At 73.1% G+C, this 13,698-nt stretch carries 15 protein-coding genes; 4 read left to right on the top strand and 11 right to left on the bottom strand.

Annotated elements, in window-relative coordinates; translation table 11 throughout:
- Position 1: 1 nt before the first annotated feature.
- The gene (locus ACJ5H2_RS04705) at positions 2 to 343 is read right to left on the bottom strand and encodes a hypothetical protein (RefSeq protein ID WP_408898410.1); all 342 of its coding nucleotides are present in this window, start codon (positions 341 to 343) and stop codon (positions 2 to 4) included.
- Positions 344 to 345: 2 nt separating this feature from the next.
- The gene (gene mshB / locus ACJ5H2_RS04700) at positions 346 to 1,269 is read right to left on the bottom strand and encodes an N-acetyl-1-D-myo-inositol-2-amino-2-deoxy-alpha-D-glucopyranoside deacetylase (protein WP_408898409.1); all 924 of its coding nucleotides are present in this window, start codon (positions 1,267 to 1,269) and stop codon (positions 346 to 348) included.
- Between mshB and ACJ5H2_RS04695 the strand changes: the two genes are divergently transcribed.
- On the top strand, positions 1,268 to 2,221 hold the full coding sequence (locus ACJ5H2_RS04695) for a hypothetical protein (protein WP_408898408.1): 954 nt from the start codon (positions 1,268 to 1,270) through the stop codon (positions 2,219 to 2,221). The genes mshB and ACJ5H2_RS04695 overlap by 2 nt on opposite strands.
- Here ACJ5H2_RS04695 and ACJ5H2_RS04690 read toward each other — a convergent pair whose 3' ends face one another.
- Positions 2,222 to 2,521 carry a hypothetical protein gene (locus ACJ5H2_RS04690; protein WP_408898407.1) on the bottom strand — a complete coding sequence of 100 codons (300 nt, stop codon included), beginning with the start codon at positions 2,519 to 2,521 and terminating at the stop codon, positions 2,222 to 2,224. It lies immediately after the preceding gene.
- Positions 2,522 to 2,623: 102 nt separating this feature from the next.
- Positions 2,624 to 3,901, bottom strand: a complete 1,278-nt coding sequence (locus ACJ5H2_RS04685; protein WP_408898406.1) for an HNH endonuclease — start codon at positions 3,899 to 3,901, stop codon at positions 2,624 to 2,626.
- 451 nt (positions 3,902 to 4,352) lie between these two features.
- Here ACJ5H2_RS04685 and ACJ5H2_RS04680 point away from each other — a divergent pair, with 451 nt between their 5' ends.
- Entirely contained in the window at positions 4,353 to 5,426 is a 1,074-nt protein-coding gene (locus tag ACJ5H2_RS04680) for a hypothetical protein (protein WP_408898405.1), read from the top strand.
- Here the strand turns inward: ACJ5H2_RS04680 and ACJ5H2_RS04675 are convergent.
- From ACJ5H2_RS04675 to tdh, 5 genes are all read right to left on the bottom strand, one after another.
- Positions 5,423 to 6,505: a threonine aldolase family protein gene (locus ACJ5H2_RS04675; RefSeq protein WP_408898404.1), complete on the bottom strand. Its 1,083-nt coding sequence runs from the start codon at positions 6,503 to 6,505 to the stop codon at positions 5,423 to 5,425. The two genes, ACJ5H2_RS04680 and ACJ5H2_RS04675, sit on opposite strands and share 4 nt — an antisense overlap.
- Positions 6,484 to 7,206 carry an SDR family NAD(P)-dependent oxidoreductase gene (locus ACJ5H2_RS04670; protein ID WP_408898403.1) on the bottom strand — a complete coding sequence of 241 codons (723 nt, stop codon included), beginning with the start codon at positions 7,204 to 7,206 and terminating at the stop codon, positions 6,484 to 6,486. Before ACJ5H2_RS04670 ends, ACJ5H2_RS04675 begins: the two co-directional genes overlap by 22 nt.
- A complete protein-coding gene (locus ACJ5H2_RS04665) occupies positions 7,203 to 8,549 on the bottom strand; it encodes a DUF6421 family protein (protein ID WP_408898402.1) in 1,347 nt (448 codons plus the stop codon). Before ACJ5H2_RS04665 ends, ACJ5H2_RS04670 begins: the two co-directional genes overlap by 4 nt.
- Before the next feature lie 72 nt (positions 8,550 to 8,621).
- Complete coding sequence (locus ACJ5H2_RS04660) at positions 8,622 to 9,815, bottom strand: glycine C-acetyltransferase (RefSeq protein WP_408898401.1); 1,194 nt, start codon at positions 9,813 to 9,815, stop codon at positions 8,622 to 8,624.
- Positions 9,815 to 10,858, bottom strand: coding sequence for an L-threonine 3-dehydrogenase (tdh, locus tag ACJ5H2_RS04655; protein ID WP_408898400.1), 1,044 nt, complete (start codon positions 10,856 to 10,858; stop codon positions 9,815 to 9,817). The genes ACJ5H2_RS04660 and tdh overlap by 1 nt, the downstream gene beginning before the upstream one ends.
- A gap of 89 nt (positions 10,859 to 10,947) precedes the next feature.
- Between tdh and ACJ5H2_RS04650 the strand changes: the two genes are divergently transcribed.
- Both ACJ5H2_RS04650 and ACJ5H2_RS04645 read left to right on the top strand, forming a co-directional pair.
- The gene (locus ACJ5H2_RS04650; protein WP_408898399.1) at positions 10,948 to 11,892 is read left to right on the top strand and encodes a LysR family transcriptional regulator; all 945 of its coding nucleotides are present in this window, start codon (positions 10,948 to 10,950) and stop codon (positions 11,890 to 11,892) included.
- A gap of 8 nt (positions 11,893 to 11,900) precedes the next feature.
- The gene (locus ACJ5H2_RS04645; protein WP_408898398.1) at positions 11,901 to 12,368 is read left to right on the top strand and encodes a nucleoside deaminase; all 468 of its coding nucleotides are present in this window, start codon (positions 11,901 to 11,903) and stop codon (positions 12,366 to 12,368) included.
- A 21-nt stretch (positions 12,369 to 12,389) separates the two neighbouring features.
- Here the strand turns inward: ACJ5H2_RS04645 and ACJ5H2_RS04640 are convergent, their stop codons facing one another.
- A complete protein-coding gene (locus ACJ5H2_RS04640; protein WP_408898397.1) occupies positions 12,390 to 13,037 on the bottom strand; it encodes a LysE family translocator in 648 nt (215 codons plus the stop codon).
- Positions 13,038 to 13,083: 46 nt separating this feature from the next.
- The gene (locus ACJ5H2_RS04635) at positions 13,084 to 13,677 is read right to left on the bottom strand and encodes a TetR/AcrR family transcriptional regulator (protein ID WP_408898396.1); all 594 of its coding nucleotides are present in this window, start codon (positions 13,675 to 13,677) and stop codon (positions 13,084 to 13,086) included.
- Positions 13,678 to 13,698: the final 21 nt, after the last annotated feature.

Here is a 13,698-nt window from a genome sequence, read left to right as displayed (position 1 = left end):
CCTAAGGAGGGGTCGGGACGCCGCCCGCATCCACGCGCCCGCGCAGGCCCACGAAACCGGCGCCGAGGACGACCGCTCCGGTCGCGAGGAGGAGGTAGCCGGACGCGTCCGCGGCGATCACGTAGTCGCCCTCGGGACGCTGGACCGTGGCCGCTCCGAGCAGCCCGGTCCACCCGAGAGCGAAGGCCAGGCGCGCCCACCAGCCGCCCGGGAGGGCGGCCAGCGTGGCCGCGGTCGCGGCGATCCCCAGGCCGAGACCCCAGCCGTAGCCGTGCAGCAGGACGGTGGCGAGGCCGACCCCCGCGCCGAGGAGGAGGCAGCCGAGCGCGATCAGCCCGCGCACCGCTAGCCGGGGATGCCGGCGAAGAGGTCGGTCTCCCAGCCGGTCTCCGGGTCGACCGGGCCGGGCGTCCCCTTGACGAGCCGGAACTGCTCGCGCCCGAAGGCCTGCGCCCCCACGTTGTTGGACAGCGCGAAGAAGGGGCCGTCGGTGGTGATCTGCGTGGCGTGGGCGCGCAGCGCGTCGAGCTTCTGCTCGACGTGGTCCCCCGCGTCGACCTCGCAGGAGATGTCCTCGTCGGGGCGGAACATCGGCGGCAGGTCGCCCTCGGGGTCCATGCCCTCGAAGGTCGTCGTGTCGCCGACCTCGCGCAGCCGGCGCAGGCCCTCGCGGATCCGGCTCTCGGAGATCGCGCCCCAGTAGATCTTCGCGATGTCCCAGGGCTCCCCCAGGTCGCGCCGGTACGACGGCGCGGCGGCCAGCTGCGCGCCGTACATCGCGACCCGGTGGGCCTGGATGTGGTCGGGGTGGCCGTATCCGCCGAACTCGTCGTAGGTCACCAGGACCTGTGGCCGCACCTCGCGGATGACCGCGACCAGGTGGGTCGCGGCCTCGGTGAGGTCGGCGTGCCAGAAGGCGTTCTCGTGGATGGTGTCGGCGGCGACGGCGTGGCCGTCCTCGTGCCACTTCATCCCCGAGTCGCGATAGGTGCCGAAGCCGCCCAGGAAGCGGTGGTCGCGCACGCCCAGCGCCGCCATCGCCGCGTCCAGCTCGCCCCTGCGGTGCTCGCCGAGGCGGTCCTCCTTGTCGGCGGCCAGGTGCTCCAGCTCGGGCACCAGGACCTCGCCCATCTCGCCAGCGGTGCAGGTGACCAGCGTGACGCCGCGGCCCTCGGCGACGTACTTCGCCATGGTCGCGCCCTGGCCGATCGACTCGTCGTCGGGGTGCGCGTGCACGAGGAGCAGGCGGTGGGCGGCGGATGCGGTCATGAGCACGAGCGTAATGATGGGCCCCATGCGGATCCCCGGGAGCCTCGCCCCGATCACGGGCCTGGTCGCCGTCCTCGCGTGCGCACCGCTCTCCGGCTGCGCGCTGCTGGACGGGAGCTCGCGGGTCGAGGAGGCGCTGGAGTACCTCCCGGCCGGCGCCACCACCGTCACCTTCGTCGACCGCGCCGCCCTCGCCGACCGCGGAGGCTCGGACGAGGAGGACGAGCCGGCCGACGCGTATGTCACCGAGCTGGCCCGCTGGTCGGCGGCGACGGACGCGGCGGCGTTCGGCGAGGACGACGTCGAGTGGGAGGCGACGGCGACCAGCGGGGCGGGTGTCGGACGGGTGTGGAAGATGGTCGACGATCTCGACTTCGACGCCGTCGCCGCCGACCTCGAGGACGCGGGCTACCGGCGAACCGGCCCCGACGACCGTCCCACGTTCACCGCCGACCCGGCCGCGGCGGACGGGGACCTGCTCACGCTCGCCCTCGTCCCCGACGAGGAGGTCATCCTCTCCGGATCCGACGTGCCCGCGCTGCTCGACGCCGTCGAGGACGACGCCGACTCGCTCGCCGACGCCGGCACGTTCGGCGACCTGCTGGAGCAGGCCGAGGACCAGGACGCGCTGGAGTACGCCGCGCTCACGCTGGACGCGCCGTGCGCGGCCGACGGCGTCGCGGTGTACGTCGCGAGCGACGAGCCGGTCCGCGCCGTACGGCTCTTCGCCGACGAGCGGGCGGCAGAGGACGACGCCGCGTCCGTGGACGCGCTCTTGGACGCCTGGCAGCCCTCCCCCGAGGACGGCCCGCGCGTCGAGGTCACCACCGACGGACGTGCGGTGCGGGTCGAGAGCGACTTCGCGGAGCGGTCCGCGGTCATCCAGGCCTTCGCCGGGCGCGAGGGCCCCTTCGGCTGCGCCGCGACCGACGGCCTGCCGGCGGAGGGGTGATCACTCCGGGCGCTTGATCCGCCTCGGCGCGTCGGGCAGCGGCAGCGCGAAGCCGGCCTTGCGGGGAGGGTCGGCGGAAGGGGCGGCGTCCGCGTCGTCGTAGTCGAGCCAGCCGTCGTACGTCTCGACGAGCATCTCGAGCTGGATCTCGGGGGCGTCGGTCAGCACGGCCCAGGGATGGTCCTCGTCGTCGTCCTCCCCGGCGAGGCGCTCGCGGACGACCTCGGCCGCGAAGCCGCCCCGGACCAGCGCGAGCGCAGCGGCCCTGGCGTCGTCCTCGTCGAAGAAGATCCCGCGCATGGAGCCATCATCCCCGATCGGGACATGCCGATGCGCCCCGCGGGTCGTGGTCCTGCGGGGTGCGGGTCGGAACTGACGACTCGGCGGGTGGGAGATGGCGCCTCAACCCGGGCGGATCGGGTGGGTGCCACGGTGGTCGACGCGGAAGGCGTGGCCGTTCGGGCTGGTCCAGACATAGGTGCCCGGGGTCGGGGTGTCGTAGCGCCAGGCCGAGTGGGTCTTCGCGCGGTGATGGCGTCGGCACAGCGGGACCTCGTTGCACGGGCAGGTCACTCCGCCCTGGGCATGGGGGGTCGCGTGGTCGATGTCGCAGCGGGTCGCGGGGCGGGTGCAGTGCGGGAAGCGGCAGGTGTGATCCCTGAGGGCGACCGCGCGCTTGTGGCGGTCGGGGACCTCATACCCGGTGACGGGGATGTGCTCGGCCAGGTCGATGACCGGGCGGATCGTGATGGTGGTGTCGTGGGCCTGCAGCCACTCCCGGATCTGCTCGGAGGAGATCGGGCAGCCGCCCTGCTCCCACCGACCGACCGGGTTGGCTCCGGTGAGGGTGGTGTCGGTGATGTGGACGTTGAGCTCCACCCGACGCCCCGGAACCGCGATGGCTTCTCCGGTGTCGGGGTCGGGGATGAGGAGATCGATGGCGAGGTCGGCACGGGCGAGCTCCGCGGCGGCCTTGGAGCGGCGTACGTCGAGCGAGGACTGGTCGCCGAGCCGTCCGAGTACCTCGGCGCGCCGTGCGACAGCGAGGTTGAGGTCGTGCCCGTCGGCGGCGTCCAACAACCCCGAGATGGTGACGAGGCCGTGGTCGTCGACCTGGGCGTCGATGTCGAACCGTCGCCCGTCGGCGGCCTTGGCTCGTTCGGCTTCTGCGGTGGCGGGGTCGTAGCGGAGGACGGCTTCGGTGATGAGCCGGTCGAGTTGGGCCCACCCGACCCCGGTGGCGTCGAACAGCTGACGGTCCACAAAGGCAGCGGCTTCGGAGTTGAGGCCGTGGGTGCGTTCGGCGATCCGCTCCGCGCGCCACGGCGCCAGACGCCCGGCGACCACCGCGTCGTACACATGGGGCAGGCGCCAGGCGCACTCGATCACCCGACCGACGTACGCCCGACCACCATCCGGGCTGCGGCCGAGCACCGCGACCAACTCCATCAGCCCGAACTCCGACACCAGGGGTGCACCCTCGCCGGCGATCGGGACCCCGGTGTCGAGATAGCCCTCCGTGATCGTGGCGGCACCTTCGGGACCCGCGACGACGTGGTTGCTGGCCCAGGCGACGATCGCCTCCCACTCCTCGACCACGAGCCGCTCACGAGCCCGGACACCATCGGCCACACGCGACAGCAGCTCTGCTGTCGAACGAGGCGTGGTCCCGAGATCCATGACTGGATTCTCCCACCGACGTACGACACAACGAACGGGAGAAAACCCGCCTGGGGACAGGCGAAACCCGTCCGGCAGCTGTGAATACCCACTGCAACATGACGTGGCGAAAGTGGACCGGGACCACCGCAACCACAGGGGTCAGACGGGCAGAACCTCAAACCCGAACGGGGCGTCCAGCCAACCAGCTCAACCACAGCGGCGCGCCACCACGTCAATCGAAAAATCAACCGGGCACCCAGCAAACCCGGAAGGCACACAGCACCACCCCCGCAGGCCAGAACCGACCACTCACCGGGTCAGAACCGACGACTCGGCGGGTCAGAACTGACGACTCAACCCCCCACCGCGACCACAGCGGCGCGCGACCATGTCGATCGGAGGATTCCGGCACGTAGCGAACCCGGAAGCCGAAGCGCAGCACGACCCACCACCCGCTACCGTGGCCGCCGTGTCCGGACTGCACCTGACCCGCACGGCGGAGAACGGCGCGGAGATCGAGGCGCTCGCCGCCGCGCTCGCCGCGGACGGCGGTGGCCGCGTCGGGATGACCGGCATGGCGCCGGACCTGCCCCGCCGCCTGCGCCGGAGCCGCGCCCCGCTTCACGGACTGCTCGGTCGCAAGGTGAGCCAGGCATGGACGTGGGAGGCCGAGGACCGCCGCGACCCGAACTGGTACCCGCAGGGCATCACGACCTCCGCGCGGACCGGCTTCCGCGAGCAACACGGCCACGACGTGCTCGTGACGTCCTGGTACGCCCGTACGACGGGCGGCTCACGGCTCAGCGTGGTCGACCTGGAGCGCCGGCGCTACGGGCACGTGCTCCTCGTCGTCCCCACCCTGGACGACGGGCTGCCGGGCTTCCGGCCCCTGAAGGTGCACGCGGGCGGCATCGTGTGGCACGGCGACCATCTCCACGTCGCCGCGACGGGCGCGGGCATCCACACTGCGCACGTGGGCGACGTGCTGCGCGTGCCGGCCGGCTCGGCGTACTCGACCTTCGGGCACCGCTACCTGCTGCCCGTCCGGTTCACCCAGAAGAGCGGACACGAGGAGGGCGTCGAGCGGCTGCGCTACTCGTTCCTGACGCTGGACCGCAGCCAGGACTACCCGGCCCTCGTCGTCGGGGAGTACGGCTCCCCCGCCCAGACCCGACGGATGGCGCGGTTCGCGATCGACCCCGCGAGCGGCCTGCCGCGCAGCGAGACCGACGGGCGCGCGCTCGCCGAGGTGGACGACCGCGGCGTCCCGCGGATGCAGGGCGTCGCCGCGATCGACGGGACCTACTACGTCACGCGCTCGCGCGGCCCGGTCAAGCCGGGATCCGTGTACGTCGGCCTGCCGGGCGCCTTCCGGGAGCACCGCTGGGCCACGCCGCCCGGCCCCGAGGACCTGGTGTGGTGGCCGGAGACCGACAGCCTGTGGTCGGTCAGCGAGCATCCCCGCCGCAGGTGGATCTTCGCGATGCGGCGCGGGTCCCTGCCCGGACCGGTCGGCGAGCGGGCGGGCTCGGGCGTGTCCTAGCGGCCCATCTCCTCGCGCAGCGCCGCGAGGAAGGCGTCGACGTCCTCCTCGGTGGTGTCGAACGAGCACATCCAGCGCACGTCGCCGGCGGCCTCGTCCCAGAAGTAGAAGCGGTGGCGCTCCATGAGCCGGCGGCTGACCTCGTGCGGAAGTCGGGCGAACACGCCGTTCGCCTGCACCGGGTGGAGGATCTCGACGCCGTCGACCTCGCGGACGCCGGCGGCGAGACGCTGCGCCATGGCGTTCGCGTGACCGGCGAGCCGCAGCCAGAGACCGTCGGCGAGCAGCGCCTCGAACTGGACCGAGACGAAGCGCATCTTGCTCGCCAGCTGCATGGAGAGCTTGCGCAGGTGCTTGAGGTGGCTGACGACGTCCGGGTTCAGCACGACGACGGCCTCGCCGCCCAGCGCGCCGTTCTTCGTGGCGCCGAACGAGAGCACGTCCACGCCCGCGTCCGAGGTGAAGGAGCGGACCGGTACGTCGAGCGCGGCGGCGGCGTTCGCCAGGCGGGCGCCGTCGAGATGCACCCGCAGACCCAGCCCGTGGGCGTGCTCGGCGAGGGCCCGCACCTCGTCGGGGGTGTAGAGCGTGCCGAGCTCGGTGGACTGGGTGATCGAGACGACCTGGGGCATCGCCCGGTGCTCGTCGTCGAAGCCCCAGGCGTGCCGGTCGACGAGCTCGGGGGTGAGCTTGCCGTCCGGCGTGGCGACGGTGTGCAGCTTGAGTCCGCCCATCCGCTCGGGGGCGCCGCCCTCGTCGACGTTGATGTGGGCGGTGTCGGCGCAGATCACCGCGCCCCACCGGTCGGTGAGCGCCTGGAGGCTGACGACGTTGGCACCCGTGCCGTTGAAGACGGGATAGGCCTCGACGCCGGCGCCGAAGAGCCCGGCCATCAGCTCCTGGAGGTGCTCGGTGTAGGCGTCCTCGCCGTAGGAGACCTGGTGGCCGCCGTTGGCGACCGCGAGCGCCGCGAGGACCTCGGGGTGGACGCCGGCGTAGTTGTCGCTGGCGAACTGTCGCGCCTCGGGGTCGTGCCGCCGTCGGGCGGCGGTGGTGCTCAGGGTTGCGGCGTCAGCCACAGGCGCTCTCCGTTCAGCTCGGCGGTGGGCCGGTCCCACAGTCCCGCGATCGTCACGGCCAGGTCGTCGACGTGGGTGTAGCCGTCGAACGCGGCGTCCGGGCGGGCGGCGCGCATCGCCTCGTCGAGCAGGGCCTTGACGACGAGGATCGTAGCGGCGGGGCCGGGACCGGACCGGCCGAAGGCGTGGGCGAGCGCGAGGGTCCACGCCTCCGCCGCGGCCTTCGCGGCGGAGTACGCGGCGTTGCCGGCCGTCGGCGCGCCGGCACCGGCCGCGCTGACGACGACGAACCGGCCAGCCGGCGCGGCGGCGAGCGCCTCCTGCGCCGCGAGCGTGGTGTGCTGGAGGGTGCGGACCAGCAGCGGCTCGAGCGCCGCCCAGTGGGTCAGCGCCTCCGCGGTCAGGCCCTTGCCCCCGCGCCAGCCGCCGACCAGGTGGACCAGACCGTCGAGGCGGCCGTGGCGGTCGACGACGTCGTCGACCCAGGCACGGGTCGCGTCGGCGTCGAGCAGGTCGACCACCCGACCCTCGGCGGTCGTTCCGTCGTGGGTGCCGTCGACGGCATCCTCGAGGCGGGAGGGGTCCGCGTCGGCGGCCGCGACCCGCACGCCCTGCGCCGCCAGGCGTCGTACGACGGCGCGACCGGCCGGGCCGCCCGCGCCGGCGACGGCGACGACACGGCCCTCGGGCGCCGCGCTCACGCGGCGGCCGTGATGCCGCGAGTCTCCGCGATCACGCTCTTGAGCTTCTTGGCTAGGGCCTCGAAGAACATGCTCAGGGGGAACTCGTCCGGCAGCACGTCGTCGACGAGCTCGCGCGGCTGCTTGGTGAAGTCCAGCGCCTCGTGGCCGCGCGCCCACTTGGAGGCGGGGTGCGGCGAGAGGTAGCGGCTGACGAGCTCGTAGCCGGCCTGCCAGTGCACGAGCTTCGGGCGGTCGATGCCGTCGCGGTAGAGGTCCTCGATCTCGGTGCACAGCGCGTTGGTGACCTCGCGGGCGAGGTCCCAGTCGATGCGCAGCGTGTTGTCGGTCCAGCGGAGCGCGTCGTGCTGGTGGAGATAGGCGAAGAGCAGCTGGCCGCCGAGGCCGTCGTAGTTGCGGGTGCGCTCGCCGGTGACCGGGAAGCGGAACATGCGGTCGAGAAGGATGGCGTGCTGCACGTCCTTGGCCTGCGCGAAGCCCTCGGCCTCGAGCTCGACGACGGCCTTGAACGCGGTCAGGTCGCAGCGCAGCTCCTCCAGGCCGTACATCCAGAACGGCTGGCGCTGCTTGATCATGAACGGGTCGAAGGGCAGGTCGCCGTGGCTGTGCGCGCGGTCGTGGACCATGTCCCAGAGGACGAAGGCGTCCTGGCTGCGCTGCTGGTCGTCGAGCAGGCCGCGGACCTCCTCGGGCAGCTCGACGCCGAGCAGCGACACGGCCGCCTCGCTGACGCGGCGGAAGCGGGCCGCCTCGCGGTCGCAGAAGATCCCGCCCCAGCTGAACCGCTCGGGCACCTCGCGCACGGCGACGGTCTCCGGGAAGAGGACCGCGGAGTTGGTGTCGTAGCCGCTGGTGAAGTCCTCGAACGCGATGCCGCAGAAGAGCGGGTTGTCGAAGCGGGTGGCCTCGAGCTCGGCGAGCCAGTCCGGCCAGACCATCCGGAAGACCACGGCCTCCAGGTTGCGGGCGGGGTTGCCGTTCTGGGTGTACATCGGGAAGACGACGAGGTGCTGGCGGCCGTCGGTGCGCTCCTGCGCGGGCTGGAAGGCCATCAGCGAGTCGAGGAAGTCCGGTACGCCGAACCCGGCGTCGGCCCAGCGGCGCAGGTCGGCGACGGCGGCGCGGTGGTAGGCGGCATCGTGCGGCAGCAGCGGCGAGAGGTGCTCGATCGCGTCGGCGACCGTCGCGGTCGCCGCGGCAGCGGCGTCGCGCGTGGGGGCGCCCTCGGCGTCGAAGTCGACGGAGCCGTCGGCGCGCTGCCAGGTGCGGATCTCCTCGACGGCGTCCTTCAGGGTCCGCCACGCGGGATGGGCCACCACCGCATCGCCGTGAGCACGGGTCACCGTCGAGCCAGAGTCAAGGAGAACATTCGCCATACGACCCATTCAACAGGAAATCCTCCTGTCTGATCAACCTCAGGGCGTGTTCTCGTCTGTCGCGGCCGCCCGTCCGGCGACGAACGCGGCCACGCAGCGGCGGATCTGGTCGTCGGTGTGGGCCGCGGACAGCTGCACCCGGATCCGCGCCTGGCCGCGCGGCACGACCGGGAAGCTGAAGGCGGTGACGTAGACGCCGTGGCGCTGCATCTCGTCGGCCACCCGCGCGGTGAGGGCGGCGTCGCCGAACATGACCGGGACGATCGGGTGCTCGCCGGGGAGCAGGTCGAAGCCCTCGGCGCCCATCAGCTCGCGGAACAGCCGGGCGTTGGCCCGCAGCCGCTCGCGCAGGTCGCCGGAGCCCTCCACCAGGTCGAGGGCCCGCAGCGTGCCGGCGACGATGGACGGCGCCAGGGTGTTGGAGAACAGGTACGGGCGCGAGCGCTGGCGGAGCAGGGCGACGATCTCGCGGTGCGAGGAGACGTAGCCGCCGGAGGCACCGCCGAGCGCCTTCCCGAAGGTCCCCGTGTAGATGTCGACCCGGTCGGCCACGCCGCACAGCTCGGGCGTGCCCCGGCCACCGGCGCCGATGAAGCCCACCGCGTGGGAGTCGTCGACGAGCACGAGCGCGTCGTACCGGTCCGCGAGGTCGCAGATCTCCCGCAGCGGCGCGATGTAGCCGTCCATCGAGAAGACGCCGTCGGTGACGACGACCCGGAAGCGGGCGTCGGCGGCGGCCTTCAGCTGCTCCTCGAGGTCGGCCATGTCGCGGTTCGCGTACCGCAGCCGGCGCGCCTTGGAGAGCCGGATGCCGTCGATGATCGAGGCGTGGTTGAGGGCGTCGGAGACGATCGCGTCCTCGGGGCCGAACAGGGTCTCGAAGACGCCGCCGTTGGCGTCGAAGCAGGACGAGTAGAGGATCGTGTCGTCGGTGCCGAGGAACTCCGAGAGCCGGCGCTCGAGCGCGAGGTGCTGCTCCTGGGTGCCGCAGATGAACCGGACGCTGGCCAGGCCGTAGCCCCACGTGTCGAGCGCGTCGCGCGCCGCCTCGAGCAGGCGCGGGTCGTCGGCGAGACCGAGATAGTTGTTGGCGCAGAAGTTGAGCACCTCGGCGCCGTCGGCAACGATCTCCGCCCGCTGCGGACCGCGGATGCCGCGCTCGCGCTTGGTGAGCCCCGCCTGCTCGATGCCGTCGAGCTCGGCGGCGAGGTGCTTCCTGAAGTCTCCGTACATCACAGCTCCGTCCAGTCCAGAACGACCTTGCCGACCCCGGCGGAGGCCGCGATCGAGAATCCCTGCTCCCAGTCGCGGGCGGGCAGCCGGTCGGAGATGACCGAGCCGATCGCCGTACGCAGCGTGCTGCTGGTCTGCAGCATCGCGTCCATCCCGTTCCAGGTCTCGAACATCTCGCGCCCGTAGATCCCCTTGAGCGTCAGCATGTGGGTGACGACCTTCCCCCAGTCGACCGCGAAGGGCGCGCTCGGCAGGCCGAGCATCGCGATCCGGCCGCCGTGGTTCATGTTGTCGATCATCTGCGGGAGCGCCGAGGCCGCCCCGCTCATCTCGAACCCGACGTCGAAGCCCTCACGCATGCCGAGCTCGTGCTGCACGTCGGACACCGAGCCGCTCGACACGTCCACGACCGCGTCGGCGCCCATCCGCCGGGCCAGCTCGAGCCGGGCGGCGCTGACGTCGGTCCCGACGACGTACCGCGCTCCGACGTGGCGGGCGATGGCGATCGCCATCAGCCCGATCGGGCCGCACCCGGTGACGAGGACGTCCTCGCCGACGACGGGGAACGCGAGCGCGGTGTGCACGGCGTTGCCGAGCGGGTCGAAGATCGCGCCGAGGTCGGGGTCGACCACCTCGTGGTGGACCCAGACGTTGCTGGCGGGGAGGCTGAGATACTCGGCGAAGGCGCCATCGCGCTGCACGCCGAGGCCGACGGTGCGGATGCACATCTGGCGGCGTCCCGCGCGGCAGTTGCGGCAGGTGCCGCAGACGATGTGTCCCTCGCCCGACACCCGGTCGCCGACCGCGACGTCGTCGACCAGCGGGCCGACCTCGACCACCTCGCCGTAGAACTCGTGGCCGGGGACGAGCGGCGCCCGGACGGCGCCCGCGGCCCAGTCGTCCCAGCGCAGGATGTGCAGGTCGGTGCCGCAGATGCCCGTGCGCAGGACCCGGATGACCACGTCGGCCGGGCCGCAGACCGGGTCCGGCCGGTCGGCGAGCAGCAGGCCGGGGCCGGCCTCGGCCTTGTAGAGCGCCTTCACCCACCCATTGCAGCGCCCCACGACCGTTCAGATCAACGGCCACTTCCTGCATCGTCCCTTAAGCAGACGCTTCACCGTAGGCTGACCCGGTGGAGATCCACCAGCTCACGATCCTGCGCGAGCTCGGCGCGCTGGGCAGCGTCACCGCCGTGGCCGAGGCGCTCCACGTCTCGCCGTCGGCGGTGTCCCAGCACCTCTCGGCCCTGCAGCGGCAGTTCCGCACCCCGCTGACCCGGCGCGACGGACGGACCCTGGTGCTCACCGACGCCGGCCGGGTGCTGGCCCGCGCGGGTGCCGGCGTCATCGACGCGATGGCCGCCGCCCGCGGGGCGGTCGAGCAGTTCGAGAGCTCCGCGACCGGCACCGTCACGCTGAGCAGCTTCCACAGCGCCGGGCAGGCACTGTTCGGCCCGCTCCTGCGCGAGCTGGCCCGCCCCGACCAGGGCGACCCGCCGGACCTCCGGCTGACCGACGAGGACGTCGCGCAGAGCGACTTCCCGGCACTCACCGCGCAGTACGACCTGGTGCTCGCACACCGCATGGAGCACAGCCCGCCGTGGCCGGCCGAGGACCTGCACGTCGTCACCCTGGCCCGGGAGCCGCTCGACGTCGCCCTCCCCGCGGCCCATCCGCTGGCCGCCCGTGCCCGTCTGCGTCCCCGGGACGTCGTCGGCGAGCGCTGGGTGACCAGTCGCGTGGGCTACTCCCCCGACGACGTGCTGACCGCCGTCGCCGCGCTGACCCGGCGCAGCGCCCACGTGGTCCACCGGGTCAACGACTACGGCGCCGTGGCCGCCCTCGTCGCCGCCGGCTCCGGCATCGGCCTGCTGCCGCGCTACACCGCCGCGCACCCGTACGACGACGTGGTGCTCCGGCCGCTGCACGGGCTCAGCACCAGCCGAACCATCGACGTCCTGGCCCGCCCGGAGACGCTGCGCCGCCGCTCCGCCCAGCGCGTGGTCCAGGCGCTGCGGCACGTGATGGAGCAGCTGGTCGCATCCCAGGGCCGCGACCAGCACGGCCACCAGGGTTGAATGGCGCCATGAGCGAGGAGACCTGGCTGGCCCATGCGGTGGCACTGGCGACGACCAACGTCGCCGCCGGCGGCGGTCCCTTCGGCGCGCTCGTCGTGCGGGACGGCGCCGTCGTGGCCGAGGGCCAGAACCGCGTCACGCGCGACCTCGATCCCACCGCCCACGCCGAGGTGATGGCGATCCGGGCGGCCTGCGCGGAGCTGGGGACCTTCGACCTGGGCGGATGCACGCTCTACGCGTCGTGTGAGCCGTGCCCGCTGTGCGTGTCCGCGTCGCTGTGGGCGCGCCTCGACCGTGTCGTGTACGCCGCGGACCGGGACGACGCCGCGCGCGGCGGCTTCGACGACCGGGCGTTCTACGAGCTCTTCGAGCGCCCGCGCGCGGAGTGGTCGATGCCCGTGGCCCACCTGCCGGTGCCCGACGCCGCAGCCCCCTTCGACGCCTGGCTCGCGGACGAGGCGCGCACGGCGTACTGAGGCGCCCGGCGTCTCCCCCGGTCAGTGGCTCTCGGAGGTCGCGAGCGTGATGCCGAGGCCGACCATCATCGCGCCGCCGGCGGCGCCGAGCGAGTCGAGCCGCTTCGGCTTGCGCGCGAACCAGTCCCGGGCGCGGGCGGCCAGCAGGGCCCAGCACCCGTCGGAGCAGACCGCCATCGCGCCGAAGAGCAGGCCGAGCAGCACCAGCTGCGGCGCCGCCGGCGCACCGCCGTCGATGAACTGCGGGAGGAAGGCGACGAAGAAGACGATCGTCTTCGGGTTGGTCGCCCCGACGACGAACCCGGTGCGCACCGACGCGAGGCCCTTCTCGGAGGGGCCGGGCATGCCGGCGCTCGCCGCCTCCAGCGCGGCGCGGGCGTCGGCGCGGTGCAGGATGGCGCGGACGCCGAGGTAGACGACGTAGGCCGCTCCGGCGAGCTTGAGCAGCGTGAACGCGGTCGCCGAGGCCGCCACCACCGCGCCGAGGCCGACGGCGACGAGGACGACCTGCGCCACCAGGCCGAGCGCGTTGCCGACCACGGACAGCAGCGCATCGCGACGCCCGACGGTGAGGGCGCGGCCGATGGTGAACAGCAGGCTCGGCCCCGGCACCTGGATGAACAGGAACGAGGCGATCGCGAAGGCGGCGAGCTGACTGGTCGACGGCATGGACGTGAGTATCCGCCACGAACCCCTTCGTCGGCGAGCCCTTTGCTCAGCCCCGCCCCTCGACCACCGCGCGCGCGTGGGAGCGGGCCCGGTCGAGCGCTGCGTCCTCCCCGAAGAGCTGGCGCCGGGTGTTCGCGGCCGTGAGATAGGCATCGATGCGGAAGGCGCCGTCGGCGGGGTCGGCGCAGCCCGCGGTCGCCAGCTCGGACTCGAGCAGGTCGAGCCACTCCCGCTTGAGCCGTCGTACGGCGTCGGCGACCGGGCCCTCGCGGTGGCCGAACTCCACCGCCGTCGCGGTGACGAAGCAGCCGCCCGGGAACACCCCGGCGCGCTGGTAGCCGACCCACGCGTCGAGAAGCGCCCGCAGCCGCGCGCGGCCCGGCTCGTGGTCCCAGGCGGGCGCGATCACGGCCGCGATGTAGACCCGGCGCGCCTCGGCGACGGCCGCGACCTGGATCGCCTCCCGGCTCCCGAAGACCGTCAGGATGCCGCTCTTGCTCAGACCGGTGGCCGTCGCCAGGGCGCCGACCGAGATCGAGTCGAGGCCGTGCGTGGTCGCCACGTCCGCGGCGTGCCGCGCCGCCCGCCGGCGGGTCTCGTCACCGCGGGCCCGCCGCCCGTCCCGTCGCTCCCGCGTCATGGAGGCAGCCTATACGACCGA

It is taken from the genome of Nocardioides pymetrozini (genome assembly GCF_046058985.1).
GTDB lineage: Bacteria > Actinomycetota > Actinomycetes > Propionibacteriales > Nocardioidaceae > Nocardioides.
This window is presented reverse-complemented; position numbering and strand designations above follow the sequence as displayed.